Consider the following 19,263-nt stretch of genomic DNA (forward strand, 5'->3'; position numbering starts at 1 on the left):
TATATGGCATGCTTAAACGGAATGCATTCGTCCGCTTAAGGAGTTTCGTGAACACCGCAATCCCTCGCAATGGCCTCGTCTTGGCAGCTCTCGCCTCCGGATTCGTAATGGCGTCACTGGATTCAACAGTGGTCAACGTGGCGACCGTTGCCATCGGCGACGATTTTGGCAGCTCAATAAGTTCACTGACCTGGGTGGTTGACAGTTATGTGCTGAGTTTTGCCGCTCTGCTTTTATTGGCCGGCAGCCTGGCCACCAGCTTCGGCAGCCGACGGCTCTATCTGATCGGCATGTGCGTTTTCCTGGCGGCCTCCATAGGCTGCGCTACTGCACCTAATGAGGGTTGGCTGATTGCCGCTCGCGCCTTGGAAGGCCTCGGTGCTGCACTCTTTATGCCGAGTTCACTAGCGCTACTTATTGGCACCTTCACCAACCCCGGCCAACGGGCGAAGATGTTGGGACTCTGGTCGGCAATGGTCGCCGCCTCCGCGGCAATCGGGCCCACGGTAGGCGGCTTACTGGTGAGCAGCGCAAGCTGGCGAAGCATATTTCTGATTAATATCCCGGTAGTGCTACTCGGAATTTTTCTTACCCTCAAGGTAATTCCAGCTACTAAGGGCAATGCTGTAGCCATCTCCCCACTCGGTCACCTGCTGCTTCTTTGCACTGTTGCCGCGGCAGCCTATCTGCTCATTCAAGGCCACAGTACGGGCCTGACCGACGGTTCGGCGCTGGCTGCGATAGCGATCTTCTTCGGTGGCGGCGGGCTCCTCATCCTTCAGCAGCGCCGCTCTCGGGCCCAGCTCCTACCATGGCGGCTTTTTACCCGGCCAGGCTTCGCAATACCTAATATTGTCGGCTTCCTTTACAGCGGTTCCCTCTATGGAAGCCTCTACCTGATGGGCATTTTCTTCCAGGAAGCCCGTCACCTCAGCGCCTTTGAGGCTGGACTGCAATTGTTGCCAATGACCGCTTGCTTCCCGTTGGGGAATATCATCTACACCCGGATTCACCATCGGGTCAGTAATGAGACCATCATGATGTGCTGTCTACTGCAGGCCGGAGTTGCTAGCCTGACACTCTTATTCGTGCAAGCTGGCACACCTTACTGGCATATTGCTCTGGCTCTCGGCTTAGCGAATAGCGGCGCCGGCCTAGTCACCGCAGCGATGACGGCGGCGACCGTTAAGGCTGCTGGCGATGAACATGCCAATCATGCTGGCGCAGCACTTAACACAAACCGACAACTTGGTGTGTTGGTAGGGATTGCTGTTGTCGGCTTAGTGTTACAACTCAACTCGGATTGGTATCAGGGGTTCCATGGAGCAATTTGGCTAATCGCAGCAGGCTATTTGCTGGCCAGCCTCTGTGCCGGAACGGCGAGGCGATTCGCTAAACCTTAGTTGGAGCCAGATGGGCAAGATCTCGGCGATAAATGTGAACTAGGCTTCCACTGGGAGTTACGTCCACCCGTGAATGCTCGAAGCCAAGCCTGCGGGCGAGCTTGATACTGGGTTTATTCTCCGGATTAATCACGGCGATCAAATACTCCTGTTTAAGATTCTGCTCGGCCCAGTCAATCCAGGCAGCGGCTCCCTCGGCTGCGTACCCTTTTCCTTGAGAAGCAGTTTCTAGCGCATACCCCAGCTCGAGCTCACCCCAAACATCCCAATAGTGCAGGCCGATTCTACCGATCAGCCGCTTACTCGCCAGTTCTAGCACCGCGCTTTGGCCAACTCCCCTATTGCCCCACTCGGCTTCAAAACGGCTCAGTTGCTGATGCGTTCCGGTGAGGTCAAGTGCCGCCCCGCCGATGTAGCGAGCCACCTCGGGATCGGCATAGATCTCCGCAAGGTCCTTCGCGTCGGTGAGCTTAAGCGGCCGCAACCATAACCTCTCCGTGCCGAGTAAGTGATAACTCTCAGCACTCACTTCTCGAACCCTCCGCGGGCTCAGCGGAACGAGATGTGTGAGCAACTTGCGCTGTATCTTCCGCAGAATTTTTAGCGAATAATGATCGCTAAAAGGAGCGACAGCCTCCCAATCCCAGGCTGCTCCGACGACGTCACTAGCGAAGACAATTTCGGTCGCCAACAGCGTTCGAGTCCAATCAAATCGGCTGAGTTGCGAACGGGTGCGCAGAGCTTTTGTGATCCTTTCACCCTGCACATATAGATCATCTACCCCGTCGAACCCCATCGCCACAGCCATCGACTCCGAGCAATGAGCCGGACCAAGCCATTGGAGCAGACCATGACGCAGGAGCTCTCTTTCCTCGTCTTCAAGCGCTATCTCAACCATCGATTCTGGATCATCGGAATAGCTCATCTTCAAAGCCTAGCTGGCACAGTCCTCGAATGCTCGCGGAAGACTTACGGCTAAGTAGCAGTCAGGTGTAGACATCTCGGTGTGAGAGGAGTTTACTTAATTCATCAAGTGATGAATTAGAGGTGATTGCGATGGAGCGTCGAGATTGTGTCATTGCTGGCGGCGGGCCGGCGGGAGTGATGCTGGGCCTCATTCTGGCCCGCGCCGGCCTTAAAGTGACGGTGCTCGAAAAACACTGCGACTTCTTTCGCGACTTCCGCGGCGATACCGTCCATCCGGCAACTTTGCGCGTCCTCGACGAACTCGGCCTAGGCGAACGCTTTCGCAAACTCCCGCAAAGCAGACTAGGCAATGTGCAGATCCCCGACGGTAAAGGCCAGACCATCACCTTTGGGGATTTCGATTCACTCCGAGCTCCCTACAACTACGTAGCGATGGTGCCACAGTGGGACTTGCTGAATTTACTGGTTGAGGCCGCTCAGCAGGAACCAAACTTTCAACTCATGATGAATACCACGGCAACCGAAGTGGTGCTACACGGCGGGAGCGCTGACGGCGTGCGCTACCAGAAGAAGAATGGTGAGACCGGCGAAATTCGCGCAACGCTCACGGTAGCCTGTGACGGACGACACTCGACTTTGCGTAGCTTTGCCGGACTAGTTCCCATCGAGTACCCAACACCCTTTGATACTTGGTGGTTCAGGATCTCTCGCAACACCGACGAACAAAGCGCCATCAGCACGCTTATTCCCCGCATTGGTGAGGACGGGCTTTGGCTTTCGCTGACCCGACCAGACTATTTTCAAGTCGCCTATTTCGGCGCAAAGGGTAGCGGGCCAGAGTTGCGAGCAGCTGGCATCGAATCATTTAGGCGACGGCTGGCCAAGGCAATGCCCAATTTCTCCGATCGCGTTGAGGAAATCGAGAGCATTGATGAGCTACATTTCCTCGACGTGAAACTGAACCGCTTGCCACATTGGTACAAACCAGGATTCCTTGCTATCGGCGATGCAGCGCATGCCATGTCTCCAGCCGGTGGCGTTGGCATAAATTTGGCCATCCAAGACGCCGTGGCCGCTGGCCGAATGCTAGCCAAACCATTATTGCGAGGCCAGGTTCCACTCAACACCTTAGCCGCCATTCAGCGACGCCGCTGGCTACCAATGGCCGTGATCCAAGGGTTGCAAAGAATGTTGCACGCAGCGGTTTTTGGCCCAGCAGTCAGCGGCAACTCAGCAGGCTTCCCGCGTTCCATACTTTTTGCAGTAAAACACTTCCCTTTGGCGCGAAAGATACCACCACGACTGATAGGTTTTGGCCCGAGACCAGAACATGCGCCCAGCTTTGCTCGGCGTAGGGAAGTTGCCGAGGGCGCTCGCAGCTAGAGGGCAGCCAGCGAGCCAAAGGATCGACGAGACTGCTCAGTTAACCGAATGAGTCGCCAATTCTCGCCGCCCACACGGTGCGTAACACTCATGGTTCGACGCGAGCGTTCAGGATGAGTCACTTCAAGCTCCCACAACTCGTACTCAGCAGAGCCCACTCCCCCGGCCGCTTTGAGATAACCCGACAGCACAAAAGGCCTACGTCTACCAGCTACCACTTGGTAATTCTCGCCACGCCAAGAGAGTTTGACGGGACGACAGCCGGGTCCATTCTGCACGCTGATTGACTCACTAAAAGTGCCCATTTTCAACACCCCTGCCCCGAAGAGAACAACAATTTTCCTGATTGGAATATATATTCGAATCAGGAAAATGTCCAGGATTTTTTACCCAGCATTTTCCCAGCTACTTTCCAAGTCATCACGTAGCATCGAATGGACAAACCCGTCTAGCATGGCATTAGAGTTCGATGGGGCTGCTCTAGACAGTCCGCCGTGGGCAACTGTTGAGACAGCAACATCCCAAAAGAAGGAGCGAACCATGAGCGGCAAAGTCATTCTGATTGCGCGGACCTCTCCGTTGCAACTAGACCTGAACATCACCACGCGCTCCCTCAGCACGGAGGATATTGCTGCGCTGGGCCAGTTGTACTTCAGCGCCTACGATAAGGGCCAGGCCGAAAAGTCCCTAGAAGCGGCGACTGAAAGTATTGCAGCCAGCTTTGACGGCAAGTTCGGCACCTTACTCACCGACGCCTCACAAGTTGCCCTGGATGAAGATGGCAACATCATTGCCGGAATTCTGGTGGTAGAGCGCTCAAACCATGAAGGCACTCCCGAGGCACCGTTTCTGATCGAACTTGTCACAGATCGCGATCACCGACGTCAGGGGCTCGCGGAACGTCTAGTGTTGCTCTCGGGTGAAAAGCTGTTCAACGCTGGCTATCAGGAAGTTGCGGTCCGAGTTAAGGAAAGTAACTCCGCCGCCTTGGCACTCTATCTTTCTCTCGACTTCCGGCGCTGGGATGCCGAACAGGCCGAGCAAGAGGACTGATCCGGAATATCCGGCTGGACCTTCTGGTTGTTCAACTAAAGGGTTCGGATGAATCGAGAAGAGGAGCGAGATGGCTGAGGATTACACCCCGGAGAACGGCACGATCACAATGTTCTCCACCTCATGGTGTGGCTACTGCCGACGTTTGAAAACACAGTTGGACGCCCAAGGCATCGGTTATCAAGAGATCAACATTGAAGAAGTTCCTGGTACCGCTGAACTGGTCGAGAAACTCAACGACGGCAACCAGACAGTGCCAACCGTGATCTTCCCCGACGGTTCTTCGGCGACTAACCCGTCGCTGGCCGAAGTGCAGCAACGGATCGCCGTCTAGTAAGCATCTAGTAGCAGTCTAGTTTTTACAGACCGTAGGCCTCCAACACGGCCATTTTGACCGCTTCAACGGTCAGGCCGGGTTGGAGGTCTTCTGCTGCCCCGGCCGTTTTTGGAGACCAATCCAGACCCAGCTCCCGGTAGACATCTACCAGGGCAGCACGCAGCGGTGAGGCGTCCTGCACCACGATTGCTGAGCTAAATAGCCAGGCCCCAGAGACTACCCGTTGCGCGGTGCCGACCAACTTGATTTGCTCCAGTTCAGCTCCGGCTCGTGCTGGATAGCTGCCATGCACGCTGAATTCACCGGGACAGTACTCCCCCGGAATCTCGCCAACTGCGGCGTCGACGTCGAGAGAACGCAATGCAGCAGCGAATAGCTCGCCGAACTCGCTAAACCGACGGCGCGAACCGAGCACTGCTTCTGCATCGACTTCGAGGTGGTCAATCACCAGGCAGCCTTGGTGATACGCCATCGCGCGGCCGCCAGCGCGTCGCACCAACGGCTCAAAGCCGTGACTACGCGAGGCCTCGGCCGCAGCGGCAAAACCGGGCAGGTTCGCGTCGCGCTGGCCGAAAGCCATCGTCGGCCTAGGCCGGTAAAACCGTAGCGTGCTGCCGCGTCGGCCGGCCTTAACTTCAGCGAGTAAATCCAGGCCGCGCTGCAGATCCGCCTCCGCATCAAGAGAATCAATCTGGTCGATCAGTTCAATCGACCCGGAGTGCTCAGTCAGTGATCGTCACGCCCTTCCAGAAGGCCACCCGATCGGTGACCGCTTCGGCACCTTTTAGTGGTTCCGGGTAATACCAGGCCGCGTCTGTATTGCGTTCCCCGTTGACGTTGAGGGTGAAGTAACTTGCTTCGCCCTTCCAATGACAACTGCTGTGGGTTTCACTCGGTTCGAGCAGCTCTGAGCGCACCGCTGCTAGCGGAAAATAATGGTTCCCTTCGACAAGTTCAATATCGTCCGACTCGGCGATAATCTCGCCATTCCAGATTGCCTTAGCCATCTCGTTCTTCCTCTCGCTAGCTCAGTTATTCGCTTGGCTTGAGGGCCCGGACAGTCAAGATCTGCTCGGCACGTCCGAATGGACCCTGCTCATCATTAAGCACCGAGGAGGTCAACCCTATTCCGTCATCGCCGAAGGTCACCGAGGTATCCAGGCCGAGCCATTGACCTTGCGGCTGTCGATAAAGGTGCAGTGATAAATCTGTGTTCGGGTAAACGTAAGTACCATCACCCGGTGCAATTCTCGGAGCAATGCCGTTCGCGGTGTCCGCGACACCAATCAGTTTGACCAAGTCTGCGGTTGTCTCGCCGTCGACCATTGGATACTTGCTGCGCAGCCAGGAGCGGCCGCGCCCAGGGACCGAGCCCGGGATGGACTGCATTTCAATGGATCGGATGTAGCCGCCGGGCCATTCGGTGAGGCCGGCAGGCACGGTCGCTTCGGCCAGGGGCGGCATCGGCTCATCACCGAGCCCTGCAACGGCGCTTGTATCGGATTTTTGCAACCGCCAAGCGGTGGCCCTAATCGCCGCCCTACCGTTCGCCACCATCTCCGCCTGCACTAATTCAATGGTTTTTCCCGGCCGCAGCACTTTGCATTCGATGCTGAACTCACCGGCCGGAATCAAACCGAGAATATCGAAGCTGATCCTGGCCATCCGAAGATCGGGACGAGGTTGAAACGCCTCCAGCTCGCGAACCATAATTCCGGAAGCCGGTGCCATGTGTTGCTCGTGCGGGTTCCAGGCCCCTTGGGCGTGAATGGTCGATCGGTAGTGGCCCTCGCCGAGCCGGATGTAATAGGCGTTTTCCTCAGTCTGCACTTGACTGATCTTACCGTCTAGCTCTTAGCGCTTTGCTGCTGCCGCCCGGCGCCGCAGCAAGACCACCACAATAATGACCGCCGCTACACCGAGCAGCAGGAGCAGCGCAGCTGGTTCGCCGCCAAAAGCAGCAATCGCCGCGTCAACTACTGCGAGGCCAACTGTCGCATAGAGCAAGGCCCAAATCACCGATCCGGTCACCACGGCGGGCAAATACCTGCTCGGGTAGGGCATCCGGCCGACGCCAGCCGCAAGGTTAATTGCTGTTTGTAAGCCAATGGTGAGGAAGCAGAGCGCGACAGCGGGGGCACCCCAGCGCGCCACAATGGCCTCCGCCCGGGCCATTGGCGCAGAATCCAAGTACTTCTTGAGTTTAGTCTTGCGACCACCGGCAGCGGCTCCACGGCCGAGCCAATAGGTGGCATTGGCGCGCGCCATCACAATGCAGAAGAGCGAAAGGAAGGCTAAACCGAAGGGCAAGGAGGTAAAGAACTCCATCCCGATGCCCCATTCTTCCCTAGCCGCGCTTGAGGTTCCATCTTTTCACACTCGACTTAGGTTCTGCTAAGTCAGGCTGCCAACATCGTAGGCGTCGAAAATTTCCTTGCCGCTTACCCAAGCCACTTAATCCCCCGTTTCAATGGGCTCCGCCAGTTTGCCCCATTAAACAAGACTGCCCGGTGGACGGGGCCAACCGGGCAGCGCATGCTAGGAAGTCAACAGAACCTTAGAAGTCCCAGTCCTCGTCTTCGGTGTTCACGGCTTTACCGATCACGTAGGAAGAACCCGAACCGGAGAAGAAGTCGTGGTTCTCGTCGGCGTTCGGGGAGAGTGCCGAGAGGATCGCCGGGTTCACGTCGGTCACGGTAGCCGGGAACATCGCCTCGTAGCCCAGGTTCATCAGCGCTTTATTGGCGTTGTAGTGCAGGAACTTCTTGACGTCCTCGGCCAAGCCCACGGAATCGTAGAGGTCGTGGGTGTACTGGATTTCGTTCTCGTAGAGTTCGTAGAGCAGATCGAAGGTGTAAGCCTTGATCTCCTCGCGCTTCTCCTCTGAGACTTTCTCCAGACCCTTCTGGAACTTATAGCCAATGTAATAACCGTGCACCGCTTCATCACGGATGATCAAACGGATCAGATCGGCGGTGTTGGTGAGCTTGGCCCGGGAGGACCAATACATCGGCAGGTAAAAGCCCGAGTAGAACAGGAAGGACTCCAGCAGAGTGGAGGCGACCTTACGCTTCAGCGGATCATCACCCTGGTAGTAGTCCATCACGATCTGTGCTTTTTTCTGCAGGTTCTCGTTCTCCACCGACCAGCGGAAGGCTTCATCAATTTCCTTGGTGGAACACAGCGTGGAGAAGATCGACGAATAGCTCTTGGCGTGCACCGACTCCATAAAAGCGATGTTGGTGTACACCGCCTCTTCGTGCGGGGTGATCGCGTCAGGGATCAAGCTGACCGCGCCCACGGTGCCCTGAATGGTGTCCAGCAGAGTCAACCCAGTGAACACCCGCATGGTGAGCTGTTGCTCATCCGGGGTCAGCGTCGCCCACGACTGGACGTCGTTGGAAAGCGGCACCTTCTCCGGCAGCCAGAAGTTATTGACCAGCCGGTTCCAGACCTCGACGTCTTTCTCGTCCGGAATCCGGTTCCAGTTGATCGCCTGGACGTGATCGACCAGTTTGAGCTTATCGGGTGTCATGAACTTCCTCTTTCAAGATTTCCTATAGCCGGGCGGGCAAGGCAGCCTCGCCCGTTTCGCGCCGCACACGACTTCGTCGGAGCGTCGCTGCAAGCGCCCGAGCCTACCCTGGCTGCCCTACCCGCCCGGCGGCTCAAAAGTCGTATTCGCTGTTTAGAGCATGCAGCTAACGCAGCCCTCAACTTCGGTTCCTTCCAGCGCGAGCTGGCGGAGCCGGATGTAGTAGACCGTCTTGATACCCTTGCGCCAGGCGTAGATCTGAGCCTTGTTAATATCGCGCGTGGTGGCGGTGTCCTTGAAGAACAGGGTCAGCGACAAGCCTTGGTCGACGTGCTGGGTAGCCGCCGCGTAGGTGTCGATGATCTTCTCGTAACCGATCTCGTAGGCATCCTGGTAGTACTCCAGGTTGTCATTGGTCAGGTACGGCGCCGGGTAGTAAACGCGACCGATCTTGCCTTCTTTGCGGATCTCGATCTTCGAAGCCACCGGGTGGATCGAGGAGGTCGAGTTATTGATGTAGCTGATCGAGCCGGTCGGCGGCACCGCTTGCAGGTTCTGGTTGTAAATACCGTGCTCCATAATGGAAGCCTTCAATTCACGCCAGTCATCCTGAGTCGGGATGTGCACCTTAGCGAAGAGCTCACGAACCCGCTCGGTCTGCGGGACCCATTCCTGATCGGTGTACTTATCGAAGAACTCACCCGAGGCGTACTTTGAGTTCTCGAAACCACCGAACTTCTGACCGGTTTCAATGGCGAGCAGGTTAGAGGCCCGCAGTGCGTGGTAGACCACCGTGTAGAAGTAGATATTGGTGAAGTCTAAGCCCTCTTCCGAGCCGTAATGCACTCGCTCGCGAGCCAGGTAGCCGTGTAGGTTCATCTGGCCGAGGCCAATGGCGTGCGAAGCGGAGTTGCCCAGGGCGATGGAGGGTACTGACTTAATGTCTGACATATCAGATACCGCTGAGAGCGCACGGATCGAGGTCTCAATCGTGGTACCGAAGTCGGGTGAATCCATCGTCTTGGCGATGTTCAGCGAGCCCAGGTTGCAGGAGATGTCCTTGCCGGTCTCGGCGTAAGAGAGGTCATCGTTGTACACGGTGGGCTTGGAAACCTGCAGGATCTCAGAGCAGAGGTTGCTCATAATGATCTTGCCCTCGATCGGGTTCGCCCGGTTCACGGTGTCCTCGAACATGATGTACGGGTAGCCGGATTCGAACTGGATCTCGGCAAGGGTCTGGAAGAACTCGCGGGCCTTGATCTTGGTCTTCTTGATCCGCGAATCATCGACCATTTCGTAGTACTTCTCGGTCACCGAGATATCGGAGAACGGCATGCCGTAGACCTTTTCGACGTCGTACGGGGAGAACAAGTACATGTCCTCGTCCCGCTTGGCGAGCTCGAAGGTGATGTCCGGCACCACAACGCCGAGCGAAAGGGTCTTGATGCGAATCTTCTCGTCCGCATTCTCGCGCTTGGTATCGAGGAAACGGTTGATGTCTGGGTGGTGGGCGTGCAGGTAAACAGCACCGGCACCTTGACGGGCACCGAGCTGGTTAGCGTAGGAGAAGCTGTCTTCGAGAAGCTTCATTACCGGAATGACGCCCGAGGACTGGTTCTCGATCTGCTTGATCGGCGCGCCAACCTCGCGGATGTTTGTCAGGGCGAAAGCCACACCGCCGCCACGCTTGGAAAGCTGCAGTGCCGAGTTGATGGAACGGCCGATCGACTCCATATTGTCTTCGATACGAAGCAAGAAGCAGGAGACCAATTCGCCACGCTGAGCCTTACCGGCGTTCAGGAAGGTTGGCGTGGCTGGTTGGAAACGACCGTCGATGATTTCATCAACCAACTTGGTGGCGAGGTCTTCGTTGCCACGGGCCAGGTGTAGAGCGACCATGCAGACACGGTCTTCATAACGCTCCAGGAAGCGCTTGCCGTCGAAGGTTTTCAGCGTGTAGGAGGTGTAGAACTTGAAGGCGCCCAGGAAGGTCTCGAAGCGGAACTTCTTCTTATAGGCACGGTTGTAGAGCTCACGGATGAAGTTCATCGTGTACTGGTCGAGAGTTTCCCGCTCGTAGTACTGGTTCTTCACCAGGTAGTCGAGTTTCTCTTCCAGATCGTGGAAGAACACCGTGTTGTTGTTCACATGCTGCAGGAAGTACTGGTGCGCGGCTTCGCGGTCGGCGTCGAACTGGATCTTGCCCTCGGCGTCGTAAAGGTTGAGCATCGCGTTGAGCTCGTGGTAGCCGAGACCCTGATAGGCCTTGGGCAGTTCCTGCTTGCCGTCCTTAGTTGCGTGCTGGCCCGGCGCGCTATCCACCGCGTCTTCTTCGCTGATCGAAGTCACTTTTTCTGCCGTGTTTGTCATGGTTGTGCCCAAAACTGTTCCAATCCCTGGTGAACTCGGTCCACATCTTCCGCTGTGCCCATAAGCTCAAATCGATAAAGAAGGGGTACCTGACACTTGCTGGCCACAATGTCGCCGGCTAGACAGTAGGTCTCCCCGAAATTCGTATTTCCGGCGGCTATCACGCCGCGGATCAGTGATCGGTTTTGCTCGACGTTGAGGAATTTGATCACTTGCTTGGGCACTGCCCCGTGCCCGGTCTCTCCACCGTAGGTGGGGAGAACTAGAACATAAGGTTCAAGTGCCAGAGTGGTTTCATCTTTGGTCATCACCGGCAATCTGGCCGCTTTGACCCTGAGCTTGTCAACGAAGCGGTGAGTATTGCCTGATACCGAAGAGAAATAGATCACGTTGCTGCTGGTTGGATTCATTGCCTTTGCTTCACCCCCGCTTCAAGGGACGGCGTCGCCGAGCTAGCTAGCCGGACGACGCCGAAGCGAGCTAAGCGACGGAGCTGGTGCTGACGTCGCCGGCCTGGGCGAGTTCTTCGATTTTGTCCGGGCGGAAACCTGACCAGTGGTCCTGCTCGGTCACTACGACCGGAGCCTGCAGGTAACCGAGCGCACGAACACGCTCGAGGGCTTCGGGGTCCTGGGAGAGGTCGACGCTCTGGTAGGTAATACCCTTTTTATCCAGAGCCCGGTAAGTTGCGTTGCACTGCACGCAAGCTGGCTTGGTATAAACCGTAACGGTCATGGTCTTCGTCCCCTTCGCGCGATCAGCTAACTGACCGCCTTGACTTCCTTTAGGTATCACTTTGCTGGTTCCTCAGCCTCGTTCTTCCACCAAGTGAATGAGCTTTGGCTGCTGTTCCAGATCCGTAAGTCGATACTACATATAGTGGAGGCCGTTTGCTTGGACCCCAAGATGATGTATTACAAGTATGTCATTTTATGCACCAATAGTCCACAGGCGGCGTCAAAAAAATCCGCGTAAATCCGTGGTTTTAAGGAGCTCTTTCCACAGGGTGTGGAGTACTTAATCACTTAAATTTCCGGGCGTGTCACCTGCGAGTCGGCGTGTCGCAGCTAGAGCGTTTCTCCCCGGCCACTAGAGCCGCGAACCCTCTGGTTTGCGCATTAGGATTTGATCAACGCCCATCCGGCCCTGAGCAAAGGTGAGCTCTCCGCCCGCGAGATAAAGTTCCCACACCCTGGCGACCTCCGAACCCATCATCTCCACAGCGGCATCGATATTCTTATCGAAGCTTGCTCGCCACGCTGCAATGGTTTGCACATAGTCTTTCCGCAGCGACTGCACGCCCAGTACTTCCAGCCCACCCGCTTCAAAGAAACCGATCGTCTCCCCTAAGGGACGCATGTGCATATCCGGGGCGATGAAGGCTTCAATAAAAGGCCCACCGCCAGGGTATTTACCGCGCCGGGACATCTGTTGCACTAGCGCTGTGCCGCCAGCCTTCAGGTTTTCCCGAATCGCCGTCACATAGCTCGGGTAGTTCCGCTGCCCGACGTGCTCCCCCATTTCCAGCGAAACCACGGCGTCAAAGGGGCCGCCAGTAATCTCACGGTAATCCTGCAATCGGATCTCCACTTGCTCGGCGACCCCACGCCGTTTGGAGCGTTCGATAGCAAAGGCGCGCTGTTCCGCAGAAATTGTGACGCCTACCATCTCGACGTCGAACTGCTCAGCTAACTCGATTGACAACGATCCCCAGCCACAACCAATGTCCAGCACTCGCATCCCCGGCTTCAGCTCAAGCTTCTCCCCCACCAATCGGCACTTTGCACCCTGCGCATCGAAAAGATTATTTGCGCCATCTTGCCAATAACCGGAAGAGTAGGCCATTCGCTGATCGAGAATCAGCCCGTAGAAGTCGTTAGAGAGGTCATAGTGATGACTAATCGCCCGCTTATCACGCAGCTTCGAATGCAATCGACCGACCAGTTTCGCTTGCGAATCAGGAGCTGCCAATCGTGGACCGATTGCGCCGGCAGAGCGTGCGATTACGGCTAGCTTAGCCAGCAGTGCCGGAGTGACCTTCAAAGCGCTCAGCCGGCGTTGCTGAACTACCTCCCAGACCCGCCGCAGTGCCGGATACAGTCCTCCCGAGACTTCCAGTTCACCCAGCACATATGACTGCGAGAGCGCCAGCTCCCCCGGTCCCCAGAGCTGACGGCGGAGTACGGCAGGCGAATTAAGCCGCACAATCGGCCGATCATCTCCCTCATGTGCTGCTGTTGCGGAGCCATCCCAAGCGACGATTCGTACTGGTAACTCGCCGCCGATCAACGGTTCAAGAAGATCGGCAAGCTGCTGGGCGATCAAAGCAGTCATGGCAGTTCCCCTTATCCCTTCGATTTACGCAGCTGGAACTGCTGTACGTCGAGGTAGCCCGAAGCGAAGCCAGCCCGCGAATAGGCCAAGTAGAAGTGCCACATCCGGCGGAACGTCTCGTCGAAGCCGAGCTCATCCACTTGCGCGGCATTCCGGCTGAACTGTTCATCCCACAGTCGGAGCGTCTGCGCGTAGTGCTGGCCGAAAGCCATCCGGTTCTCTACCGTCAACCCGTTCAGCGCGCTCTGCTCGGCAATCAACTCTGCCGAGGGAATCATCCCGCCCGGGAAAATATACTTGTGCACCCAGGTATAGCTATTTCGAGTGGCCAACATCCGCTCATGACCGATAGTGATCGCCTGCAATCCGACCGCCCCACCAGGTCTCAGCCGGGCCGCCAAGGTTTGAAAATAATCCGGCATGAACTCGAAGCCCACCGCTTCAATCATTTCCACTGAAACGATGGCGTCAAACGTTCCCTGCACTTTCCGGTAGTCCAGCAGCTCAATCTGAACCGAATCGGAAAAACCCGCCCTGGCGATACGCCGCTCCGCCAGTTCTTTCTGCTCGCTGCTCAAGGTGACGGAATAGACCCGAGCACCACGTTGGGCGGCTCGCAGCGCCAGTTCACCCCAACCAGTACCGATTTCTAAGACATGGCTGCCCTCGGTGACGCCGGCCAGGTCAAGCAGCCGGTCAATCTTTGCCTGTTGCGCGCTGGCGAGCAGATGAAAGTCGGGAGCATCCAAATCAGCGAAGTAGGCGGAGGAGTAGCTCATGGTTTCATCTAAAAACTCGGCGAAAAGCTCGTTGGAGAGGTCGTAGTGCCGGGAGATATTGTTCCGCGAGTTGCTCACCGTATTGCGCTCGCGGTGCGGCTGGTGCGGCAGAATTGCACCGCGCAGTGCTTGCAGGGGCTGCGGAATCAATTTCGATACCCTGGCCGCGAAAACAGTCATCACGGCGGCCAGATCCTCAGCTTCCCATTCGTGAGCCATATAGGCCTCTCCCAGGCCGATCAAACCATTGTGGGCCAGCCGAGCATAGAAACTGCTTGGATCAGCAATCACCATCCTCGGACCGCCCAGGCCGAGAACCGAACCATCAGGGAAACGAACCTCCAAAGGTAGCCTTTTGATCGCACCCTGGAACAGAGACTTTGCGATCGGGCCGCCCGCTCGGGCTCGCAACGACGACGGTGCTTGCGCTACGTCGGGCCAAAGATCGGCACGCACTTTTCCGGATGGAATCGTGTGCGTCATTTGAGGGCCTCCTGGATGGTCTGAACCGACTGGGGTGGTGACTGTTTCGTCTGATACTCGGGTTGGGGCGCAAGTCGCGGCCTGGGTTGCACGGGAAGTTTCCGCCACCAAAGCTTCACGCCTTGGTAGAAAATCTGCACACTCACTCGCAGCGGTGCTAGTGGAATATCTAACAACATACGGCTGATGTTACGAGGTGTAGCTGGGATTCGGTGCCCCAAGACGGTGGCCACGAAGGGTTTCTGCTCCGCTCGTTCCAACACGATGGATAGCTGAGCCCGCTGCGTTGGCTCGGGCAGGCTCATGAGGTACTCACCATCGACGGGGTAAAACGGCGAAACATAGAACTCTTTGGGGATTCTGGCTTTTGTACTTGCCTCCGGGCCGAGCAAATAGACATGTCGCTGACCATAAGTATTGTGAACTTCTGCGACGATGCAGGCCAGTGATCCATCGTGGTGGTGACACCAGAATAAGGAGAGCGGATTGAAAACATAGCCGAGCACCGCAGCGTTACTCAACATGCTGATCGGCCCTTCAGCGGTTACGCCGTGTTTGGCCAGATAATCGCGTAGGTTCGCGCCGATGGTTTTCTCTGGGCTGCCCAGATGATCTCGGGAGCGAAACTGAGCGAAAGGTGCCAGCCACCACGGAAGTTTAGGCGGGTTTTCCGGATCGATGAACCACTGATAGCTACGGTAAGCAAAGGAATTGAGCAGCGGCTCCCGCCGAACGTGCTTGACCGTAATCGCGTATAAGGCTCCCACTCCTAGCGTGGCCATTCTCCCCCCAATCTCTGGGCTGCTCGCCAACCGGAGAGGGCACCATCTTCGTGGAAGCCCCAGCCATGGTAGGCCCCGGCAAAAACCACTCGGTCGGTGCAAATATCGGCTAACTGCCGCTGAGCATTCAATGACCCGGGAGAATATTGCGGATGGTGATAAGTCATCTTCTCGATCACCTTCGCCTCCGAGATCCGGCCAGCTTCACCCAGGCTCACGACAAGACGCCCCGCCGAGGAATCCAGCGACTGCAATCTGCTGAGGTCGTAGCTAACCAATACTTTCTCAGGTGTGGCCGCGCAGTCAGGAAGGCGATAATTCCAGGAAGCACTAGCGTTTTCCGAGCTGGGCAACACCGAGCCATCCGTGTGCAGCCAGGTCTCATTAGTTGAATACGGCATGGCCGCCAGCACCTCACGCTGCTGCGTTGACGCGTTCCCGGCGAGAAGGCGAAGAGCCTGATCGGGATGGGTTGCGATCACCACCGCGTCAAAGGTCTGCTCATGCTGTCTCTCGTCCTCAGTCCAGGCGAGCCGCACCCCGTGCGCTGTCTCAGTCACCGAACTCACCGGTGCCGACAGCTTGATAGTGCTGATCCCTTTAGCGATTCGGCGCACATATTCTTGCGAACCACCGTCGACCGTCCGCCACTGTGGGGAACCCTTGATCCCCAGCATGCCGTGATGAGAAAGGAACTCGAAGAGGTATCGAGCCGGGTACTGTTGCGCGGTGGCCGCATCACAAGACCATACTGCCGAAACAACTGGGGTAATGAAATGGCTACGGAAATAATCACTGAAGTTTTCAAGGGCCAGGAAATCTCCCAAGGTCTGCCGCTCGTTGCTCGCCAAAAGCGCTCTAGCTTGGCGGTGGAACCTGAGCACCTCCAGGAGCATTCTGAGGTATCGAGGTCGCCGCAAAACCTGCCAACTTGGAAAGAGCCCGGGGAAACCCTTCGCTCCGGCGTACTCCAAACCACAACCAGCACAACTGACCGACATTGACATTGTGGTCGGTTTGCTTGGCACCGATAACTGCTTGAAAAGCCGGATGAGCGTTGGATAGGTCTTTTCATTAAAGACGATAAAGCCAGAATCGACGGCGGTGCCGTCTGCCAATTCATGGGTATGGGCGTGGCCGCCAAGCCGCGGATCGGCTTCAAAAAGCGTTACATGATCAGAATCGCTGAGCACCCAGGCGGCCAACAAACCGGAAATTCCGCTACCCACCACGGCAAGCGAACGTGACTTTCGCTGCTCAATTGTTGGCTCGGGGTGGAGCTGCTCGGGCTTGCCTTGGGTGTGATCAATCACTGGCATGATCCTCCTGAATAGATGGCCTCTCATCACTCGTTCGGCGCCGCGCTGCTGCTGGATGGGTTCAGACCGCCTAGAATCGAGGGAGCATTTCTTCAGCACCTCAATCGACAGAAAGGCAGCGTACCGATGGTCAACCCGGTGCACCTCCGGACGCTGCTTGAAGTGACCCGTCGTGGGAGCTTTGCCGCTGCGGCTACTCAACTGGGTTATACGGCCTCGGCGGTGTCACAACAGATGGCTGCGCTGGAACGCGACACCGGAGTGGTCCTTTTCGAACGCTCCGCACGGGCGGTGCAGGCAACGGACGCCGCTCAGGTGATGGCTCGGCATGCTGCCAAGGTACTGACCGATCTGGATGCTCTGCTGGCCGCTGCTACCCGCTCCCCCGGTGGCAACACCGAGGAGCTTCGACTCGGCATCTTTCCCTCGCTAGCCAACTATGTACTACCCAGCGTGCTCCGAACTCAGGCCTGGAAAGACATCGGTCTAGAACTACGGTTATGGGTTGGCGAGCCGGCGCAGACCATCCAAGGCCTCCGCAGTGGCGGCGAACTCGACATCGCCTTGGTCTATCAAGTTGGCCAAAGTGGACTAGCCTGGCCGCATACTCTGAACCGGCAATGGGTGGCAGATGATGTGTTCAAGGTGGTGCTGCCACCGGGTTGGGGTATTCGCGACGGTGCCCAGATGTCGACCTCTCAGCTCACCGAAATGCCCTGGGTAATGCACCATCCGGGAACTCCGGATGCCACCGTGATCGAAAGGCTCTTTGCCTCTTGCAATCTTCATCCGCAGGTAGCCGCTTACTGCGATGACTTCAATGCCGGGCTGGCACTCACCGCAGCAGGGCTCGGAGCTTCATTGGTCCCAGAACTGGTATTGCGGCACAGCCAGGAGAAATTCGTGGTGGTTGATGTGCCTGAGATCCGCCTAGCTAGAACGGTCTTTGCCCTGCTGCCGCAAGATTCTTCGGTCGCTAAGCAGCCGAGCCCAGCAGTTGGAAGAACCAGCCGCAAGAATGCCGCGACGCTCAGCCTGTTCGTTGAACTGCTCAGCCAAGCCTTCGCCGATGCGGTAGCCACCCGCTAACTCACCTGCTGGGTGGTGTGCCCGCAGAGCGAGCTATCCTGCCGGTGCGATCACCTTGGTCACCACTTGGTGTTTCAAAGCGTTGAAAGGCGGATAGATCAACTTCATGGTGTCCGGTTTGAGCGGCTTATCAAATACCGCTTTGCGGTGGCTAAAGGTCTCCAGCGAATGTTTACCATGATAGGCGCCCATGCCGCTGGGACCCACGCCTCCAAATGGCAGGCCAGGGACCAATAAATGCGCGGCCGGAACGCCAAAGCAAAGCGCGCCCGAGGAGGTGTTTTCAATAAAGTTCTGTTTGCTCTGCTTCCGCTCGGTGAAGACATAGAGCGCCAACGGCTTATCACGCTCATTAATGAACCGAATGGCGTCCTGCTCATCGCGCACCGTCACTAATGGCAGCAGCGGCCCGAAAATCTCCTGCTGCATCACCGGCGACTCAGCCTCGGCCCTGAGCACGGTGGGCGCCAGGTAGTTCTCCGTGGCATCGCACTCTCCCCCGGTTACCAGCTCGGCACCCTCAAGCAGTCTCTCAAGACGCTCGAAATGCCGCTCGTTGATGATCCGACCATAATCATCACTGTTCCGAGGGTCGCCCCGGAACAACGAATTAATGGCTTTCGGCAGGATCGCCGCCAAGCGATCCAGCACTTTTTCGGTGCCCAACACGTAGTCCGGGGCAACGCAGGTCTGCCCGGCGTTGAGGTACTTACCCCAGGCGATCCGCTGCGCGGCGGCGCGCAGATCAACCGATTCGTCAAGATAGACAGGCGATTTGCCACCCAGCTCAAGGGTGACCGGGGTCAGATGCTGCGCAGCAGCGGTCATCACTATCCTGGCAACTTGACCGTTCCCGGTATAGAAAATGTGGTCAAAGCGCTCTTTCAGCAGCTCGGTCGTCTCGGGCACGCCACCTTCCAGCACGGCAACAGCATCGCCAAGGTATTTCGGTAACCATTCGGCTAATACGGCTGAGGTAGCGGGAGCTAATTCACTTGGTTTAAGCAGCACCGTGTTTCCGGCAGCCAGAGCACCGAGCACCGGCACTAAGGCCAGTTGCACCGGGTAGTTCCAGGGCGCAATCACCAGCACTACGCCAAGCGGATCATTGACGATCTGGGCGCTGGCCGGTAGCAGAGACACCGGCACGGAAGCGCGCTCTGGCTCCAGCCAACGCCGCAGATTCTTCACGGTATGACTGATTTCGGTGCAGACGAAGCCAATTTCGGTCATCCAGGCTTCATCCGGATGTTTCCTCAGATCCTGATGTAGCGCCTCGGTAAATTCGGCGGTGCGTTCAGTCAGCATGGTGCGAAGCGCCTCAAGTTTGGTCAACCGCCACTCCAGCTTGCGACTGACTCCGGAGTTAAAAACCGACCTTAGTGACTCAACGGCATCATTGCTCATAGCCCCAAGATACTCCGCAAAACGCTAAGAGCCACAGCCTGCCAAATCATTTTGGAAGGCTG

Annotated in this window: 20 protein-coding genes; 5 read left to right on the top strand and 15 right to left on the bottom strand. The window is 56.9% G+C overall.

Annotation, left to right across the window (positions count from 1 at the left end):
• The first annotated feature begins 47 nt into the window (after window positions 1–47).
• The gene (locus UM93_RS05385; protein WP_052663642.1) at window positions 48–1,403 is read left to right on the top strand and encodes an MFS transporter; all 1,356 of its coding nucleotides are present in this window, start codon (window positions 48–50) and stop codon (window positions 1,401–1,403) included.
• On the opposite strand, the gene UM93_RS17430 is transcribed toward UM93_RS05385, so the two are convergent.
• Window positions 1,393–2,328 (bottom strand): GNAT family N-acetyltransferase, encoded by a 936-nt coding sequence (locus tag UM93_RS17430; protein ID WP_082057025.1) that lies wholly within the window; start codon window positions 2,326–2,328, stop codon window positions 1,393–1,395. The genes UM93_RS05385 and UM93_RS17430 overlap by 11 nt on opposite strands.
• A 131-nt stretch (window positions 2,329–2,459) precedes the next feature.
• On the opposite strand from UM93_RS17430, the gene UM93_RS05400 reads away from it, so the two are divergent.
• Window positions 2,460–3,713 (top strand): FAD-dependent oxidoreductase, encoded by a 1,254-nt coding sequence (locus UM93_RS05400; RefSeq protein ID WP_045076931.1) that lies wholly within the window; start codon window positions 2,460–2,462, stop codon window positions 3,711–3,713.
• Here the strand turns inward: UM93_RS05400 and UM93_RS05405 are convergent.
• A complete protein-coding gene (locus UM93_RS05405) occupies window positions 3,710–4,018 on the bottom strand; it encodes a hypothetical protein (RefSeq protein WP_045074194.1) in 309 nt (102 codons plus the stop codon). The two genes, UM93_RS05400 and UM93_RS05405, sit on opposite strands and share 4 nt — an antisense overlap.
• A gap of 235 nt (window positions 4,019–4,253) precedes the next feature.
• On the opposite strand from UM93_RS05405, the gene UM93_RS05410 reads away from it, so the two are divergent.
• Both UM93_RS05410 and UM93_RS05415 read left to right on the top strand, forming a co-directional pair.
• On the top strand, window positions 4,254–4,766 hold the full coding sequence (locus UM93_RS05410) for a GNAT family N-acetyltransferase (RefSeq protein ID WP_045074195.1): 513 nt from the start codon (window positions 4,254–4,256) through the stop codon (window positions 4,764–4,766).
• Window positions 4,767–4,836: 70 nt separating this feature from the next.
• Window positions 4,837–5,100 (top strand): mycoredoxin, encoded by a 264-nt coding sequence (locus UM93_RS05415; protein ID WP_045074197.1) that lies wholly within the window; start codon window positions 4,837–4,839, stop codon window positions 5,098–5,100.
• A 25-nt stretch (window positions 5,101–5,125) separates the two neighbouring features.
• Here UM93_RS05415 and UM93_RS05420 read toward each other — a convergent pair whose 3' ends face one another.
• The 12 genes from UM93_RS05420 to UM93_RS05475 all read right to left on the bottom strand — a co-directional run bounded on the left by UM93_RS05420 (window position 5,126) and on the right by UM93_RS05475 (window position 16,705).
• Window positions 5,126–5,833 carry a lipoate--protein ligase family protein gene (locus tag UM93_RS05420; RefSeq protein WP_045074198.1) on the bottom strand — a complete coding sequence of 236 codons (708 nt, stop codon included), beginning with the start codon at window positions 5,831–5,833 and terminating at the stop codon, window positions 5,126–5,128.
• Window positions 5,826–6,110: a DUF427 domain-containing protein gene (locus UM93_RS05425; protein WP_045074199.1), complete on the bottom strand. Its 285-nt coding sequence runs from the start codon at window positions 6,108–6,110 to the stop codon at window positions 5,826–5,828. Before UM93_RS05425 ends, UM93_RS05420 begins: the two co-directional genes overlap by 8 nt.
• A 25-nt stretch (window positions 6,111–6,135) precedes the next feature.
• Window positions 6,136–6,933, bottom strand: coding sequence for a thioesterase family protein (locus UM93_RS05430; RefSeq protein WP_234399386.1), 798 nt, complete (start codon window positions 6,931–6,933; stop codon window positions 6,136–6,138).
• A gap of 24 nt (window positions 6,934–6,957) precedes the next feature.
• The gene (locus tag UM93_RS05435) at window positions 6,958–7,431 is read right to left on the bottom strand and encodes a DedA family protein (RefSeq protein WP_045074201.1); all 474 of its coding nucleotides are present in this window, start codon (window positions 7,429–7,431) and stop codon (window positions 6,958–6,960) included.
• 229 nt (window positions 7,432–7,660) lie between these two features.
• Complete coding sequence (gene nrdF / locus UM93_RS05440) at window positions 7,661–8,638, bottom strand: class 1b ribonucleoside-diphosphate reductase subunit beta (RefSeq protein WP_045074202.1); 978 nt, start codon at window positions 8,636–8,638, stop codon at window positions 7,661–7,663.
• 153 nt (window positions 8,639–8,791) lie between these two features.
• Window positions 8,792–10,912 (bottom strand): class 1b ribonucleoside-diphosphate reductase subunit alpha, encoded by a 2,121-nt coding sequence (gene nrdE / locus UM93_RS05445; RefSeq protein ID WP_045076934.1) that lies wholly within the window; start codon window positions 10,910–10,912, stop codon window positions 8,792–8,794.
• 92 nt (window positions 10,913–11,004) lie between these two features.
• Window positions 11,005–11,418, bottom strand: coding sequence for a class Ib ribonucleoside-diphosphate reductase assembly flavoprotein NrdI (gene nrdI / locus UM93_RS05450; protein ID WP_045074204.1), 414 nt, complete (start codon window positions 11,416–11,418; stop codon window positions 11,005–11,007).
• A gap of 70 nt (window positions 11,419–11,488) precedes the next feature.
• Window positions 11,489–11,743, bottom strand: coding sequence for a glutaredoxin-like protein NrdH (nrdH, locus tag UM93_RS05455; RefSeq protein ID WP_045074206.1), 255 nt, complete (start codon window positions 11,741–11,743; stop codon window positions 11,489–11,491).
• Between the two features lie 354 nt (window positions 11,744–12,097).
• A complete protein-coding gene (locus UM93_RS05460) occupies window positions 12,098–13,342 on the bottom strand; it encodes an SAM-dependent methyltransferase (RefSeq protein ID WP_045074207.1) in 1,245 nt (414 codons plus the stop codon).
• A gap of 11 nt (window positions 13,343–13,353) precedes the next feature.
• Window positions 13,354–14,604 (bottom strand): SAM-dependent methyltransferase, encoded by a 1,251-nt coding sequence (locus tag UM93_RS05465; RefSeq protein WP_045074209.1) that lies wholly within the window; start codon window positions 14,602–14,604, stop codon window positions 13,354–13,356.
• Entirely contained in the window at window positions 14,601–15,386 is a 786-nt protein-coding gene (locus tag UM93_RS05470; protein ID WP_045074211.1) for a DUF1365 domain-containing protein, read from the bottom strand. Before UM93_RS05470 ends, UM93_RS05465 begins: the two co-directional genes overlap by 4 nt.
• The gene (locus UM93_RS05475; RefSeq protein WP_082057026.1) at window positions 15,374–16,705 is read right to left on the bottom strand and encodes an NAD(P)/FAD-dependent oxidoreductase; all 1,332 of its coding nucleotides are present in this window, start codon (window positions 16,703–16,705) and stop codon (window positions 15,374–15,376) included. Before UM93_RS05475 ends, UM93_RS05470 begins: the two co-directional genes overlap by 13 nt.
• Window positions 16,706–16,831: 126 nt before the next feature.
• On the opposite strand from UM93_RS05475, the gene UM93_RS05480 reads away from it, so the two are divergent.
• On the top strand, window positions 16,832–17,794 hold the full coding sequence (locus UM93_RS05480) for a LysR family transcriptional regulator (RefSeq protein ID WP_082057246.1): 963 nt from the start codon (window positions 16,832–16,834) through the stop codon (window positions 17,792–17,794).
• A 33-nt stretch (window positions 17,795–17,827) separates the two neighbouring features.
• On the opposite strand, the gene UM93_RS05485 is transcribed toward UM93_RS05480, so the two are convergent.
• A complete protein-coding gene (locus UM93_RS05485; protein ID WP_045074213.1) occupies window positions 17,828–19,201 on the bottom strand; it encodes an aldehyde dehydrogenase family protein in 1,374 nt (457 codons plus the stop codon).
• Window positions 19,202–19,263: the final 62 nt, after the last annotated feature.

Origin of the sequence: Psychromicrobium lacuslunae (assembly GCF_000950575.1) — a bacterium.
Taxonomy (GTDB): Bacteria; Actinomycetota; Actinomycetes; order Actinomycetales; family Micrococcaceae; genus Renibacterium; species Renibacterium lacuslunae.